Raw genomic sequence first — 16,723 nt, forward strand, 5'->3', positions numbered from 1 at the left:
ATAAATACATTTGCAGTCCGGAGAGTGCCGTGAAAACCCTTGAAGCGCTTGAGTTCGATAACCGCTTTGCCCGTCTGGGCGATGATTTTTCGACGGCCATCCAACCCAAGCCTATTGAAAATCCAAAGTTGGTGGTCGTCTCGGAGGCCGCCATGGCACTGCTGGATCTGGATGTTGCCGAGGCGCAACGACCGGAATTCACGGAAATCTTTTCCGGGCACAAGCTCTGGGATACAGCCGACTCACGCGCCATGGTTTATTCGGGGCATCAGTTCGGCTCCTATAATCCTCGCCTGGGTGATGGCCGCGGCCTTTTGCTTGGCGAGGTCATAAACGACAAGGGAGAGCACTGGGATCTGCATCTCAAGGGTGCCGGCATGACACCCTACTCAAGAATGGGAGACGGACGTGCAGTCTTACGCTCGTCCATTCGAGAGTTTCTGGCATCAGAAGCACTTTATGCGCTGGGTATCCCTTCAAGCCGCGCGCTGTGTGTGACCGGCTCCACTACAGAGGTCATACGCGAACGAGTCGAAACCGGCGCCATGCTGCTACGGCTTGCCCAAAGCCATATACGCTTCGGGCATTTCGAATACTTCTACTATACGCAGCGCAATGATTTGTTGGAAAAGCTTGGCCAGCATGTGCTTGAGGCGCACTACCCACAGTGCCTGGAGCAACCTGATCCTTATGCGGCTTTTTTCCGTGAAGTCGTCGAGCGCAATGCCGAGCTGATCGCCTACTGGCAGGCTTACGGCTTTTGCCACGGTGTGATGAACACAGACAACATGTCTATTCTCGGCATTACATTCGATTTCGGCCCTTATGCCTTCCTGGATGACTTTGACGCGCATTTTATCTGTAACCACTCTGACTACAGTGGCCGATACTCCTACAGCAATCAGGTCCCCATTGCGCACTGGAACCTGGCGGCACTGGCACAGGCGTTGACGCCGAGGGTGCCTGTCGAAACGCTGAAAGGAATACTCGAATTATTTTTGCCGCTTTATGAGGCGCATTACCAGGCATTGATGCGACGTCGACTCGGCCTTATGACAGAGCAAGCGGCAGATAAGGAGCTGATCGAGCGGCTGCTCAGCCTGATGCAAGGCAGCGCCGTTGACTACTCACTCTTCTTCCGACGTCTGGGCGATGAGGTTCCGGAGCAGGCGATTGCGGCTCTTCGAAACGACTTTGTTGATTTGGCTGGATTTGATGAGTGGAGTCGCCAGTACCTGAACCGCACCGAGCAGGAAGGCGGCGATCAACCGGCACGCCAGGAGCGCATGCACGCAGTCAATCCACTCTATGTACTGCGTAACTATCTGGCCCAACAGGCGATCGAGCAGGCTGAGGCGGGTAATTATGAAGAAGTTCGCCAGCTTCATAAGGTTCTGACGCGCCCCTTTGAAGAGCAACCGGGCAATGACCGATTCGCTCAACGCCCACCGGATTGGGGCAAACACCTGGAAATCAGCTGCTCTTCGTAATACCGGCGCCTTGCGTCAACAACTCAATGAACGCACGTGCAAGTGATGAGCGCTCGTCACGACGATGAATAAGCCACAATGCGGAGGTGGCGCCCTCGTCCACTAGGGTTCTGTAGACAACACCTTCGATATGCATTCGCCGGTAGGTTGCTGGCAAAACCGAAACACCCAATCCGGCCGCCACCAGTCCAATAATGATCGTAGTTTCTCGAGCTTCCTGAACGATTCGCGGGCTGAATCCAGCTTGTTGAGACAAGCTGATTAATTGGTCATATAGACCTGTACCGTAGGTACGAGGAAAGTAAACAAAGGGTTCCTCAGCCAACTGTTTGATAGCAATGCTTTCGTGGGTTTGTAGGGCCAAGGGATGGTCCGCCCGCATCACAGCGACGAGGGGCTCCCGAAAAAGCTCTATCGAGACCAGCGCATCCGACATGGTAATAGGCCGGATCAGTCCTACCTGGAGCTTGCGATCCATCAGCGCCTCGGTCTGCTCTCGGCTGCTCATTTCCTGCAAAGCCAGGTGTACCGCTGGAAAGCGCTGACGGAAGTTGAAAATAGAGCGTGGCACGGTAGCAATAAAGGGCGCGGAGACCGTAAAACCCACTTGTAACTCACCCAGCTCTCCCCGTTGCGCTCGCCGTGCAATGTCGGTGGCCTTATCTACCTGCGCCAATACCTGCCGAGCCTCATCCAAAAAGAGCCGACCAGCCTCAGTCAATGCAACACGGCGGTTCGTGCGCTCAAACAGGCGTGCCCCCAGCTCCTCTTCCAAAGCTTGTATCTGCTGACTCAGTGGTGGCTGTGAAATACCCAGGAGTTCAGCCGCTCGACCAAAATGCAACTCATCTGCGACGGCTACAAAGTACCGTAAATGTCTTAATTCCATAGCGCCTCGATTGATATTTAATACATATCAAATCGGTCGAATAATATATTGGAAAGAATAAAGATCAGCTCTTATTCTTTCAGTAACCAATAATAAATTTCAGATTGTGCAGCGCTTTCGCTGCGCCGTCCTTTCGTTCGTCCAGATTTTGAGGTTTAACGTGAGTAAGTCTGCTTTACCTGCTCGTCACGAGCATGCCCAACCTGAAGAAGAACCTGCGCCTATTCAGGCAGCACGTGAAGCTGCCAACCAAGCAGTAGAAGATACCGATTTGTACATTGAGAAAGGCACTCGCCAGTTCATCCATACAGCCCTTGCACTTTTCTGTGGCGGCTTCGCCACGTTTGCCTTGCTGTACTGTGTACAGCCCATGATGCCCATTTTTTCCAAAGCCTTTGGTATAACGGCGGCCAAAAGCAGCCTTGTGCTCTCCGTATCAACTGGGCTCATGGCGGTCGGGCTACTGGTTACAGGTCCTATTTCAGATGCCATCGGCCGCAAGCCGGTCATGGTGGTCTCACTCTTCGCCGCCGCTTTCTTTACGCTACTCAGCGCCATCATGCCCACCTGGGAAGGTGTTCTCGTCACGCGGGCATTGGTTGGTCTATCGCTATCCGGTCTGGCCGCCGTTGCCATGACCTATCTGTCTGAGGAAATCCATCCCCAGCACATCGGCCTATCCATGGGGCTGTATATCAGCGGCAACGCGCTGGGTGGGATGAGTGGGCGCGTCATCAGTGGCGTTTTGGTGGACTTTGTCTCTTGGCGGATTGCTCTAGCAATCCTGGGCAGTCTGGCGCTGATTGCCGCTATCGTATTCTGGCGGCGTTTGCCGGAGTCACGTCACTTCCGCCCGACTCCCCTGAAGCCTCGCACACTGGTCAATGGCTTTACCCAACACTTTCGAGACGCTGGGCTACCTTGGCTCTTTCTCGAGGGCTTTCTGTTAATGGGCGCCTTTGTCACGTTGTTTAATTATATTGGCTATCGCCTGTTAGGTGAGCCTTATCATCTCAGTCAAGCCGTTGTGGGCGTCTTGTCAGTCGTCTACCTGTCGGGTATCTACAGCTCGGCCCAAGTAGGCTCATTAGCGGATAAACTTGGTCGCCGCCGCGTCTTTTGGGCGGTGATTCTTCTGATGCTGGGTGGCGTGGTGCTGACACTGTTCACCCCCCTGCCGTTGGTTCTGGTGGGCATGCTGCTGTTTACCTTTGGCTTTTTCGGGGCTCATTCGGTCGCCAGCAGCTGGATTGGTCGCCGTGCTCGGCAAGCAAAGGGACAAGCTTCGTCGCTTTACCTGTTCTGCTACTACGTGGGCTCAAGCATCGCAGGAACATTAGGCGGCGTGTTCTGGCACGAAGCAGGATGGAATGGTGTCGGACTGTTCATCGCCACACTCTTGGTCGGAGCACTGGCTGTTGCGTTACACCTGGCTCGCCTGCCAGCCCTCCCCTTGAATGTTAAAGCCGCTCGATGAGCGGCTTTGCCTTTTTGATAGACCGGGCGCATGGCCCGGTCTTTGTCGACCGCCTTATGCCTCGTGATAAGGCGCTGAGAGCTCATGAACAGCTTCGATGAAGGCACCTGCATGGGCAGGGTCTACCTCCGGCGTGATTCCGTGCCCCAGATTGAAAACATGTCCGGAGCCTTTACCGTAGCGAGCCAGAATCCGCGCCACCTCTGAACGGATCGCGTCAGGCTTGGCATACAGTACCGCTGGGTCCATATTGCCTTGTAGCGCCACCTTGTCACCTACACGGCTACGGGCATCGCCAATGTCGCATGTCCAATCCAGTCCCAATGCGTCTGCACCAGAGGCCGCCATGCTCTCCAACCAAAGACCGCCATTCTTGGTAAACAGGATGACAGGAATCTTGCGGCCTTCACGCTCACGAATCAGGCCATCAACAATCCTGCGCATGTAGGCGAGAGAAAACTCCTGATAAGCCGCCGAAGACAGATTGCCCCCCCATGTATCAAAGATCTGTACCGCCTGGGCACCTGCCTGAATCTGACCATTCAGATAGGCGGTTACCGAGCGGGCCAGTTTATCGAGCAGGTTGTGCATGGCTTGCGGATTGTCATAAAGCATCGCCTTGCTACGCCGAAAGTCCTTGGATGAGCCTCCTTCGACCATGTAAGTCGCCAACGTCCAAGGGCTTCCTGAGAATCCGATCAGAGGCACACGCCCATTGAGCTCACGGCGAATGGTGCGGACCGCATTCATGACATAGCCCAGATCCGCTTCCGGGTCCGGTACCGGTAAGGCTTCGATATCCGCAGCGGACTCAATACGCTTCTTGAAGCGGGGGCCCTCACCTGTCTCGAAATAGAGGCCTAATCCCATGGCGTCCGGGATGGTCAGAATGTCTGAAAAGAGGATGGCGGCATCCAGCGGATAACGCTCGAGCGGCTGCAGTGTGACTTCGCAGGCCAACTCAGGGTTCATGCACAGACTCATGAAGTCACCGGCACGGCCACGCGTAGCGCGATACTCCGGGAGATAACGACCGGCCTGCCGCATCATCCAGACGGGCGTCACATCAACGGGTTGCTTGAGCAAGGCACGGAGAAAACGGTCGTTCTTCAAAGCAGTCATGGAAAATATCCGTCAAGAAAGTACTGTCATTTTCTCAGACACAAAAATAAAAGGCACGGAGAGATCCGTGCCTTTTATCTATCGAGCCCTTAACCGCTTTGCCCTTGAACTGCAAAGCAGCTTATGGCTGGTGCCTCAAACGCCCAGGTAGTCCAGGATACCTTCAGCTGCAGTACGACCTTCGAATACTGCAGTCACCACCAGATCCGAACCTCGCACCATATCGCCGCCCGCAAAAATCTTGGGGTTGCTGGTTTGATGCTTGAACTGACCGACAGAGGGAGCGACTACACGACCCTGATTATCCATTGCAATCGCATGTTGCTCGAACCACTCTGCGGGGCTTGGGCGGAAACCGAAAGCGATGACTACCGCATCTGCCGGCAGGATCTCTTCGGATCCCGGAATCGGTTCAGGGCTGCGACGGCCTCGGGCATCCGGCTCGCCCAGACGCGTTTCGACAACCTTGACGCCTTCCACCTTGTCTTCACCAATGATCGCAATCGGCTGGCGATTGAAGAGGAACTTAACGCCCTCCTCCTTGGCATTCTTCACCTCACGACGCGAGCCCGGCATGTTCTCAGCATCGCGACGGTAAGCACAGGTTACGCTCTTGGCGCCCTGGCGAATCGAGGTGCGGTTGCAATCCATCGCAGTATCACCGCCGCCCAGAACCACAACGCGCTTGCCTTTCATATCGACAAAATCGTCAGCAGACTTCTCGAAGCCCAGGTTACGGTTGACATTAGCCACCAGAAAATCCAGGGCATCGTGCACACCTGGCAAATCTTCGCCAGGGAAACCGCCTTTCATATAGGTATAAGTTCCCATCCCCATGAAGAGCGCATCGTATTCCTCAAGCAGCTGCTCCACTGTGATGTCCTTGCCTATCTCGGTATTGAGGCGGAACTCTATCCCCATACCGGTAAAGACCTCGCGGCGGCGCGCCATCACGCTTTTCTCAAGCTTAAATTCGGGAATGCCAAACGTTACCAGACCGCCAATTTCCGGATTCTTGTCGAATACAACAGGCGTAACGCCGTTGCGGACTAGAATATCGGCGCAGCCAAGACCTGCAGGACCTGCACCAATGATGGCAACCCGCTTGCCGGTTGGCACCACCTTGGACATATCCGGCCGCCAACCCATGGCAAAAGCGGTATCAGCGATATATTTCTCTACCGAACCGATAGTAACGGCACCGAAACCATCGTTCAGGGTACACGCGCCTTCACACAAGCGGTCCTGCGGACACACACGACCACAAACTTCGGGCAGCGTATTGGTCTGATGGACCAGCTCGGCTGCAGCCAGGATATTGCCTTCCGAAACCAGCTTCAGCCAGTTTGGTATGTAGTTGTGAACCGGGCACTTCCACTCGCAGTAAGGGTTGCCGCATCCCAGGCAGCGGTGCGCCTGCTCAGATGCCTGCTGCGGCTTAAACGGATCGTAAATCTCAACGAATTCTTTCTTGCGCTGACGCAGGAGTTTCTTCTTCGGGTCCTTGCGGACGACCTCTATGAACTGGAAGTCGTTATTCAGACGTTCAGCCATTACCTAAACCTCATCACGGCAGCGTTCATGTCTCGCTGCTGCAGGAAAACTCACGGTCGCAACCAGCGCCTGACAAAGTGTCAGGCGCTGGTTGCCTATAGCATTACTGCGGATTTGCCCGAGTAGTGGATAGCAGTGAGGCCAGGCTGGCAGCCTTGGGCTTCACCAACCAGAACTTGCGGAAATAATCATCCAGGTTTTCGAGCAGATAGTGTCCCCACTCACTGCTCGTTTCCTCGGCGTACTCGGTCAGCACGCGGCTCAGGTGACTGCGATAAGCCTCCATGGCCTCGTTGCTGATACGCTGAATTTCCACGAGTTCATGGTTAACACGGTCAACAAAGCTGTTATCCATGTCCAGCACGTAGGCGAAGCCGCCTGTCATACCGGAGCCGAAGTTGTAACCCGTCTTGCCCAGAACGCAGATGAAGCCACCGGTCATATATTCGCAGCAGTGATCACCGGTTCCCTCGACGACCGCATGGGCACCAGAGTTACGAACACCAAATCGCTCGCCCGCGGTACCCGCCGCAAACAGTTTGCCACCCGTGGCACCGTACAAGCAGGTGTTACCAATGATGGCCGACTCCTGACTCTTGAAGGCGCTACCCTTGGGCGGAGTGATGACCAGCTTGCCGCCTGTCATACCCTTGCCCACATAATCGTTGGCGTCACCCTCAAGATAGAGGTTCAGGCCACCGGCATTCCATACGCCAAAGCTCTGCCCTGCCGTTCCTGTAAAGCGGAACGTGATAGGCGCCGACGTCATACCCTGGTTGCCATGCTGACGAGCAATCTCACCGGATACACGTGCGCCAATGGAGCGGTCACAGTTGCTTACCTTCAGACTGAACTCACCGCCCGTCTTACCTTCGATAGCTGACTGGGCCAGGCGGACCATTTCCTCAGCCAGGAGACCCTGGTCAAATGGCGGGTTCTTCTCAACAAGGCAGTGCTGGGGCTTGTCTGCCGGAATATGGTCGCTACCCAGAAGTGGTGTCAAATCCAGGTTGTGCTGCTTGGCCGTTTCGCCAGGCAGGATCTCTAACAGATCGGTACGGCCGATCAACTCACCCAAGCTTCTTACACCCAGGCGCGCCAGCCACTCGCGTGTTTCTTCTGCCACAAAAGTGAAGAAGTTGGTCACCATCTCAACGGTACCGATGAAATGGTTCTTGCGCAGCTTATCGTTCTGGGTCGCCACGCCGGTAGCGCAGTTGTTCAGGTGACAGATACGCAGGTACTTACAACCCAATGCAATCATCGGCGCGGTACCAAAGCCAAAGCTTTCTGCACCTAGAATCGCCGCCTTGATCACGTCAAGGCCGGTTTTGAGACCGCCATCGGTCTGTACGCGAACCTTTCCACGCAGGTCGTTGCCACGCAATGTCTGATGCGCCTCGGCCAGTCCCAACTCCCAAGGACTGCCCGCGTACTTGATAGATGTCACTGGTGATGCACCTGTACCACCGTCATAGCCGGAGATGGTAATCAGATCGGCATAAGCCTTAGCGACACCGGCCGCTACCGTACCAACGCCAGGCTCCGATACCAGTTTAACGGACACCAGCGCCTTTGGATTGACCTGCTTGAGATCAAAAATCAGCTGGGCCAAGTCCTCAATCGAGTAGATATCGTGATGGGGCGGAGGGGAAATCAGGGTTACGCCCGGTACGGCATAGCGCAACTGAGCGATCAGGCCATTCACCTTGCCGCCCGGCAACTGGCCACCTTCGCCCGGCTTGGCGCCCTGAGCCACCTTGATTTGCAGGACTTCGGCATTGACCAGGTATTCTGGCGTTACACCGAAACGTCCCGTGGCTACCTGCTTAATCTTGGAGCTTTTCAGCGTGCCGTAACGCGCCGGGTCTTCACCGCCCTCACCCGAGTTAGAGCGGCCGCCCAAGCGATTCATTGCCTCGGCCAGTGCCTCATGCGCCTCTGGAGACAGGGCACCGAGCGAGATACCGGCGGCATCGAAACGCTTGAAAATGCTTTCCAGCGGCTCGACTTCTTCAAGCGCCAGCGGCGTGTCGCTGACCTTAACCTTGAGCAGGTCACGGATCATGGCTACGGGACGCTGGTCAACCAGGGCGGAATACTCACGGAACCGTGCATAGTCGCCTTGCTGAACAGCTGCCTGGAGCAGATTGACAACATCCGGGTTATACGCGTGATATTCACCACCGTAGACATACTTCAGCAAGCCGCCCTGCTGGATCGGCTTACGGTTGCTCCAGGCTTCGTTCGCCAGCAGCTTCTGCTCGACCTCAATGTCGGCAAAGCGGGCGCCCTGTATACGGCTAGTGACGCCCGGGAAGCATAGATCCGTCACCTCACTGGACAGACCAACCGCCTCAAACAACTGGGCGCCACGGTAGGAAGCCACAGTGGAAATGCCCATTTTGGACAGGATTTTCAGCAGCCCTTTGGTGATTCCCTTGCGGTAGTACTTGAAGACCTCATAAAGATCACCCAGGACTTCGCCTGTACGGATCAGGTCGCCCAATACCTCATAGGCCAGGAAGGGATAAACCGCTGTCGCGCCAAAACCAATCAGCACCGCAAAGTGATGAGGATCGCGGGCAGTTGCGGTTTCAACCAAGATGTTGCAGTCGGTGCGCAGTCCAGTATGCACCAGGCGGTGATGAACAGCACCTACTGCCAGGGACGCATGCACAGGCAGCTTACCCGGCTCGATTGCACGGTCCGACAGTACAATCAGGACTTTTCCTGCACGAACCGCTTCCTCGGCCTGATCGGCAATATTTCGTACCGCCGCTTCCAGCCCCACGCTTTCATCATAGTTGAGATCAATGATGAAACGATCAAACCCGGGACGCTCCAGCGTCATCAGGGTACGCCACTTGGCGGGCGATATAACCGGCGAACTCAGGATTGCGCGGTTGGCATGTTCGGCCGTCTCCTCGAACACGTTGCGCTCGGCACCTAGACAAGTCTCGAGCGACATGACAATGGCTTCACGCAGCGGGTCGATAGGCGGGTTGGTCACCTGCGCAAACTGCTGACGGAAGTAGTCATAGTTCGAACGGATACGCTTGGACAGCACGGCCATCGGTGTATCGTCACCCATGGAACCGACGGCTTCCTGCCCCTGCTCGGCCAATGGACGCAGCACTTGATCGCGCTCTTCGAACGTGACCTGGAACATTTTCATGTACTGACGCAGACGATCCGAATCGTAAAAAGGCGATCCATGATCCTTATCGTCCAATGTAGCCTGAATACGCAGGGCATTCTTGCGCAGCCACTGCTTGTAAGGATGGCGTGATTTCAGACGGTTATCGATATCATCTGCCTCAAGCACCTGTCCGGTTTCGGTATCGACCGCGAGGATCTGACCCGGACCGACACGCCCCTTGGCAATCACGTCACTGGGTTCATAATCCCAGACACCCACTTCCGAGGCCAGGGTGATATAGCCATTCTTGGTTGTTACCCAGCGGGCAGGACGCAAGCCGTTGCGATCAAGCAGGCAGACGGCATAGCGCCCATCTGTCAATACAACTCCAGCCGGACCATCCCATGGCTCCATGTGCATGGAGTTGAATTCATAGAATGCGCGAAGCCCTGAGTCCATCGTTTCGACGTTCTGCCAGGCCGGCGGAATGATCATGCGCACGGCACGGAACAGGTCCATTCCGCCGGTCACCAGCAATTCGAGCATGTTATCCATGCTTGAGGAGTCGGACCCTACGGTATTGACCAAATCACCCAGGCTATCCAGGTCAGGAAGTAGCTCATTGACGAACTTGGTACGCCGCGCTCGGGCCCAGTTACGGTTGCCCGTGATGGTATTGATCTCGCCATTGTGCGCCAGGTAGCGGAATGGCTGCGCCAACGGCCACTTGGGCAGCGTATTGGTCGAGAAGCGCTGATGGAACACGCAAATGGCAGTTTGCAGACGTTCATCGCCGAGGTCCGGGAAAAACGCAGCCAGATCTGCTGGCATCATCAAGCCTTTATAGATGATGACCTTACTGGACAAACTGCAGACATAATGCTCCGCATCGTTCTTGTTCAATACCGAAGAACGGCGGCGGGATGTGAATAACTTTACGGCGAACTGCTGATCATCGAGACCTTCACCGCTAATGAATACCTGCTCGATCTTAGGTAGGCGCTCAAGCGCCAACGGTCCTAATACAGAGGTATCCACGGGAACCTTGCGCCACCCGACCACGGTAAGGCCAGCAGCAGCAAATTCGGAATTCATGTGGTTTCTGGCCACATCGGCCTTTTGGTCGTCCTGATTGAGGAAAACCATGCCAACGGCGTATTGGGCGGGTAGCTCAACGCCGAATGTTTCTAAAGCGACAGCGCGAAGAAACGCGTCGGGCTTTTGTATCAACAGACCGCAACCGTCGCCGGTTTTGCCGTCTGCATTGATACCGCCGCGATGCGTCATGCAGGTCAGGGCCTCGATGGCCGTTTGCAGCAAATGGTGACTCGCCTGGCCCTGCATATGGGCAATCAGGCCGAAGCCGCAGTTATCCTTGAACGTTTCAGGATTGTACAGGCCTGCTTTCATGGGAACTCTCACCGGCAATCTATTTCTAGTCAATCCACTTGTCACTGCCAGGCGCTTGGGCACGCTACTTTTACGGCAGGCAAAGGGATGACATTGTATACCGGATATCAGAACAAGACAAAGTTTTTGTCGTGATCCTGAATCTTAGAGTCCTAAAAATGAAATACGCCCATGTCGCAAAATGATATATGCAACATGGGCGCTGTCTAAAGAATTATCGCGTTGAAGCGATATCCTGCTGGATGCTGGCAAACGTGCGAGGCCATGGCTTGGCCGACTGAACCTTGGCAGGCAATTGTTTCACAGCTGCCTCAGCTGCCGCACGGTTAGCGAAACTACCATAGGTCACAACATAAAGCGCCTTACCTTGGTACTGCTTTTTGAAATAACGATAATTGGCGCTATCGCTTTGCTGCTGAATAAAGGCTTGCGCACTGCTTTCAGAGCTGGTTCCTAACACCTGAAGCGCATAGTGCGCTCCACCCTGAGTGCTGTACCAGCCACCGCCATTGCCCTGAGCTGTCTTAGGTGTTTCCTGAGCTGCAGGCTTTGCCGGCGCAGGCTTGGGCTCAACCTTGACTTCAGGCTTGACCGGCACAGAAGCAACCTGTCTGGGTACTGTATGTACAGGCTCGCCTGGAGCAGGCGTTGCGGCCGGCGCCAGGGGACGCGTTGGAGCCGTTACACTGACAGGCGACTGGGCAGAAGGCATCTCAGGTGGCGTTGAGGAAAAATCGTCTTCGCCAGACTGAATAGAGCCGCTCACGCCATTGCCTTCAGAGTCCTCCTGCCCTGCTGCCTGAGCCAGCGGCTCACGGATGACGGGCTGGGCCTCACCTACTAAAGGCAACGGCAAAGGCTGGGAAGAACCATCGAACTTAATTGCCGTTCCCGACTTGCCATCCCCTTGGGATTGTTCGGTCCCGTCAGTCGAGGCCATCTTGGGCGATGAATCATTACCCTTCATGAGCAACGCCGCCAAGACACCGACAGCGATGACTGCCACAATGATCAGGTGCTTGCGAGGCAGGTTAGCCAATAGCTGTTGACCACCCTTGAATTTGCTACCACCACCGCCACGCTGACTCAGCATGCCGCTGATCAACACGTCCCGCGCAGCTTCGTTGATCTCCCCCGGCCATCCACCGGAGGTCTGGTGAATGGCTTCGATCTGCTCTGGCGTAAAAATATCAATACTTTGGCCAGCACCTTCCAGGCGCTGCGCCAGATACCCTTGAGTTTCCTCTTCGGTATAAGGCAAAAGCTCGATGGCGTGGTAGCGCTCCTCGCCTTGCGCAAGGCTTTCCAGCTTACCTGTCAGCTCGGCGTCCCCAAACAGGAATACATGAGGGCGATTCTTCTCATCACCTTCTGCCAATGCCAACAGGGCTTCCAGTGCGTCATCATCCAGCTCATGGGCATCGTCGACCAGAAAATAGACTTCCTGGCCAGTCAATGTTACTTGACCAACCTGAGATAGCACCGCTTCGATGCTCGCTTGAGGCGTGCCCAACCCCTGACTTAACTTGCGCAATAGTGTGTTCTTGTCCTGCACCTCACGTGCCGACACGACAACATTATGGACCGCATCCTTTTTGGTACTGGCAACAAGCGCCTGTCTCAGCAAGGTTTTCCCGCTTCCGGCAGGCCCTGTTACCGCAAGCAGAAGATGGCTATAGCGAGCAAGATGATGTAGCTGCCCGAGAACCGTTTTGCGCTGGGCAGGATAAAACTTGAATCCTGGCACGCGTGGCGCAAAAGGATCGTGAGTAAATTCGTAATGGCCGAGGAAGGCCTCGTCGGCATGCAGACTGGACATAAGACTTCTTTCAATCTCCGAGCTGTTCCGCCAAAGCCTGATAATCGGCACTTAGCGTCTGCTTGAGGGTGTCATAAGGGAAATCACTGGTTACCACGGCCTCGCCCAACCGCTTGAGCAGCACAAGGCGCAACTGGCCATCCAGAACCTTTTTATCAACCGCCATGTATTTCATGAAATCGTCAGGCGACATGCTAGCAGGAGGAACGACAGGAAGCCCCGCACGCTTGAATAACCGTAGGGCTCGAATCTGATCATCACGGCTCAGCCAACCCAGACGACAAGACATTTCCAGCGCCATCGCCGTACCGGCAGCAACCGCCTCACCATGCAGCCATGAGCCATACCCCTGGTGCGCCTCGATTGCATGCCCAAACGTATGCCCCAAGTTCAGCGTGGCTCGAATGCCGGACTCCCGCTCATCCGCGCCAACCACATCAGCCTTCGCTGCACAGGAACGCTCTATAGCCTCGCTCAGCCTGGATTGATCCAGCAAGCGTAATTGATCGATGTTTTCTTCCAGCCATCCCAGGAAAGGCTCATCGCAGATCAATCCATACTTGATGACTTCAGCAAGCCCAGCTGACAGCTCACGCTCAGGTAGCGTAACAAGGCTGGAGGTATCGATCACTACAGCCTTGGGCTGATAGAACGCGCCTACCATGTTCTTGCCAAGCGGATGATTGATTCCAGTTTTACCCCCTACGGAGGAATCCACCTGTGACAACAGAGTGGTTGGAACCTGAATGAAATCAACGCCCCGTTGATAACATGCGGCTGCAAACCCCGCCATGTCACCGATCACACCTCCGCCCAGGGCAATGATAGTAGTGGCACGGTCATGTTTGTCTTCAAGCAAGGCATCGAAGATTTTTTGTAGAACTTCCCATGTTTTATAGCGCTCTCCATCAGGCAGCACGACAGCGGTTACTTCTTTACCCTGCAGCGTGGCTTTGAGCTTTTCCAAATAAAGAGGCGCTACCGTCTCGTTGGTAACGACGGCGACCTTTCGGCCTTTTATGTAGGGCAGAATGTACTGCTGCTGGGACAGCACGTCCTGACCTATGAAGATGGGATAACTACGCTCGCCCAAATTGACGTTTAGTGTTCGCATAAATCCCCCCAATGAAAGGCCGCTAGGATAACGCAGAACGCCAGCGCCTTTAACGAGGGATGAGTGCTTTTAAACGCTCAAGTATTTGCTGAACGACCAGTCGAGGGGGCCGCTCGTCCGTTTCTATGATGGTACTCGCTATCTCACGATAGAGCGGATCGCGAATGGCCATCAGATTACGCAAGACCTGTGCAGGATCAGGCGTCTGCAAAAGGGGGCGGTTCCGGTCACGGGCCGTTCTTTCGATCTGCTGCTCGACGGAGGCATGTAAATAGATCACATGCCCGCTTGCTTTCAGGATGCGCCTGTTACCCTCACGCAGTACCGAGCCGCCTCCGGTAGCAAGCACCAGCCCTGATGACTTACAAAGGTCCTCCAGAACCAGGCGTTCCCGCTCACGAAAGCCCTGCTCCCCCTCAACATCAAAAATCCAGGGAATATTAGCCCCGGTCCGCTGCTCGATTTCTCTGTCAGCGTCTTTGAACGGGAGATGGAGCTCTTTAGCGAGCAGGCGTCCGATGGTGCTTTTACCAGCACCCATCGGACCCACGAGAAACACATTCAGCACTTCAATCAACGACCAACGGCAATAGCTTGGTTGTTCATGATACGCGGAGTGAGGAAGACAAGCAGCTCTACTTTTTCATCAGTAATTTCATCACGACGGAAAAGGCGGCCTACGTAAGGAACGTCACCTAGTAAAGGGACCTTGCTTGTCGACTTGCTTTGCGTATTTGAAAATACGCCACCAATAACAATGGTTTCTCCATCAGCTATTAAAACTTTGGCGTTTACCTCGTTTTTTGTAATTGGAGGTACGCCATTAACCTCATTGGTGTAATCAGGCGCATCCTTATTAACTTTAACTTCCATGATAATTCTATTATCAGGCGTAATTTGAGGTGTTACCTCTAATGACAGAGCTGCCTCTTTAAAAGAAACACTTGTTGCACCACTAGAGCTAGCTTCCTGATAAGGAATTTCTGTACCACGTAGAATTTTTGCTGTTTCCTTATCAGAAGTCACTACCTTGGGCTGCGAAACAATTTCTCCATTACCGCTTGCTTCCATAGCAGAAAGTTCAAGATCTAATGTGGTGTTGCTCGTCAGGAAACCGATACCCAATGTTGAGGTTGGGCTGCTTGCACCTAAATCGACAAAAGGAGTACTTGTACTAGTACCAGAGGCAGCAGCACCGCTAAGCGTAAAATTTCCATTCCCTGTACGTGATCCCGACCAATTAACACCTAACTGCTTATTATAATTCACATTAGCCTCGACAATCCTCGCTTGGATCATCACTTGACGAACCGGGATGTCGAGCTGGGAGACAATCCGTCTTAGTTCATCTAGGCGTTCCTGGGTTTGATAGGCAATGATGCTGTTTGTCCGATCGTCAACGGTAATGGAGCCACGCTCGCTTTGCCCCGCATCAGCCTTGGTGACCGACTGGAAGAGCTTAGCCATATCGGCGGCCTTAGCGTAGTTAACCTGGATCAGCTCTCTGCGTAGCGGCGCCAGCTCCTGAATCTGCTTTTGTGACTCCAATTCTTGGCGTTCACGCGCCGCAATCTCATCCGCTGGTGCAATCAACAGCACGTTGCCTATTTGTCGCTTGTCGAGTCCCTTGGTTTTCAGAACAAGGTCAAGCGCCTGATCCCACGGCACGTTTTGCAGGCGCAGCGTGATGTTGCCTTGTACAGTGTCACTGGCCACCAGGTTCAAACCGGTGAAGTCAGCAATTAACTGAAGGACCGAGCGAACATCGATATCCTGGAAATTCAGAGACAGTTTTTCACCGGTATAGGTGAAACGCTCAGCGGCACGTTGTTCCTTTTCCTTGGCAGTCAGCGGCTTGACGCTAATGGTCAGCTTGTTATCCGTCTGATAAGCCAAGTAGTCATATACGCCTGTAGGCTCAATTGTAATGACCGTGTCACCAGCCTGACTTGAGGCGTTTACAAACTGTACTGGCGTAGCAAAGTCTTTGACGTCAAGCCGAACACGTAGAGCATCAGGGAGCTGCGTCTTGCCGAAGTTAAGGCGAATCTTTCCACCCTGCTCCTGTATGTCAGGGCTGATGCCTGTTTCGGAAAGATCGATGATAACGTTACCCTCTCCGTCATCACCTCGCTTGAAGTCGATATTCCTGATGGCTTTCCCAGCCAATCTCGGCACGCTGGAAAAGACACGGCTGGCAGGGTTGGTTGCAGGCGCTGGGGCTTGCGCAGCACCGGAGCGCGGCAAGGATGGTGCCGGGACAGAAGCACTAGTCGTGCGAGCAGCCTGGTCGCCGCCAATGACAACGAACAGGTCGTTACCCTGAACGCGGGTCGAGTAAGGCGCCAATGCAGTCAAATTCACGATAAGGCGCGTGCGGTCACCCGCCTCGACTACGGTAACGCTTCTGGCATTCCCCGATCCCAACTCCTTGTTGCGAACGCCTAGCTTGTTATTAACGCCAGGCAGATCCAAAGCGATGCGCGCAGGTTGCTCAATAGTATAGCCCTTAGGGGCTGTTACTGGCTGATCGAACGATAGTTTGAGTTCGACTCTGTCGCCCGGCAAAGAGGCCACGTTCATGGCCTTGAGATCTGCCGCCAGCAGCAAAGAGGGACAGATTCCGCTCAAGAGTATGGCCAGCGTGAGGGCACTCTTCCCTGAGACCCTTTGTAGAATAGTTTTGTGCAACATCATGCCCCGTCC

Annotated in this window: 10 protein-coding genes; 2 read left to right on the plus strand and 8 right to left on the minus strand. The window is 54.5% G+C overall.

Going from position 1 to position 16,723, the window contains the following annotated elements:
- Positions 1 to 29: 29 nt before the first annotated feature.
- Positions 30 to 1,490 carry a protein adenylyltransferase SelO gene (gene selO / locus QWJ10_RS02970; protein ID WP_019363998.1) on the plus strand — a complete coding sequence of 487 codons (1,461 nt, stop codon included), beginning with the start codon at positions 30 to 32 and terminating at the stop codon, positions 1,488 to 1,490.
- Here selO and QWJ10_RS02975 read toward each other — a convergent pair.
- Positions 1,474 to 2,379, minus strand: a complete 906-nt coding sequence (locus QWJ10_RS02975) for a LysR family transcriptional regulator (RefSeq protein ID WP_019363997.1) — start codon at positions 2,377 to 2,379, stop codon at positions 1,474 to 1,476. The genes selO and QWJ10_RS02975 overlap by 17 nt on opposite strands.
- Positions 2,380 to 2,539: 160 nt before the next feature.
- Between QWJ10_RS02975 and QWJ10_RS02980 the strand changes: the two genes are divergently transcribed.
- Complete coding sequence (locus QWJ10_RS02980; protein ID WP_289924220.1) at positions 2,540 to 3,856, plus strand: MFS transporter; 1,317 nt, start codon at positions 2,540 to 2,542, stop codon at positions 3,854 to 3,856.
- 54 nt (positions 3,857 to 3,910) lie between these two features.
- On the opposite strand, the gene hemE is transcribed toward QWJ10_RS02980, so the two are convergent.
- The 7 genes from hemE to pilQ form a co-directional block, all read right to left on the minus strand.
- Complete coding sequence (gene hemE / locus QWJ10_RS02985; protein WP_122043465.1) at positions 3,911 to 4,978, minus strand: uroporphyrinogen decarboxylase; 1,068 nt, start codon at positions 4,976 to 4,978, stop codon at positions 3,911 to 3,913.
- A 135-nt stretch (positions 4,979 to 5,113) separates the two neighbouring features.
- Complete coding sequence (locus QWJ10_RS02990) at positions 5,114 to 6,532, minus strand: FAD-dependent oxidoreductase (protein ID WP_289924221.1); 1,419 nt, start codon at positions 6,530 to 6,532, stop codon at positions 5,114 to 5,116.
- 103 nt (positions 6,533 to 6,635) lie between these two features.
- On the minus strand, positions 6,636 to 11,084 hold the full coding sequence (gene gltB / locus QWJ10_RS02995; protein WP_289924222.1) for a glutamate synthase large subunit: 4,449 nt from the start codon (positions 11,082 to 11,084) through the stop codon (positions 6,636 to 6,638).
- Positions 11,085 to 11,298: 214 nt separating this feature from the next.
- On the minus strand, positions 11,299 to 12,903 hold the full coding sequence (locus tag QWJ10_RS03000; RefSeq protein ID WP_289924223.1) for an AAA family ATPase: 1,605 nt from the start codon (positions 12,901 to 12,903) through the stop codon (positions 11,299 to 11,301).
- Between the two features lie 10 nt (positions 12,904 to 12,913).
- A complete protein-coding gene (gene aroB, locus QWJ10_RS03005) occupies positions 12,914 to 14,017 on the minus strand; it encodes a 3-dehydroquinate synthase (RefSeq protein ID WP_289924224.1) in 1,104 nt (367 codons plus the stop codon).
- A 49-nt stretch (positions 14,018 to 14,066) separates the two neighbouring features.
- Positions 14,067 to 14,585, minus strand: a complete 519-nt coding sequence (gene aroK / locus QWJ10_RS03010; RefSeq protein WP_289924538.1) for a shikimate kinase AroK — start codon at positions 14,583 to 14,585, stop codon at positions 14,067 to 14,069.
- A 5-nt stretch (positions 14,586 to 14,590) separates the two neighbouring features.
- Positions 14,591 to 16,711 carry a type IV pilus secretin PilQ gene (pilQ, locus tag QWJ10_RS03015; protein WP_289924539.1) on the minus strand — a complete coding sequence of 707 codons (2,121 nt, stop codon included), beginning with the start codon at positions 16,709 to 16,711 and terminating at the stop codon, positions 14,591 to 14,593.
- Between the last annotated feature and the right edge of the window lie 12 nt (positions 16,712 to 16,723).

Origin of the sequence: Pseudomonas sp. WAC2 (assembly GCF_030403525.1) — a bacterium.
GTDB lineage: Bacteria > Pseudomonadota > Gammaproteobacteria > Pseudomonadales > Pseudomonadaceae > Chryseomonas > Chryseomonas luteola.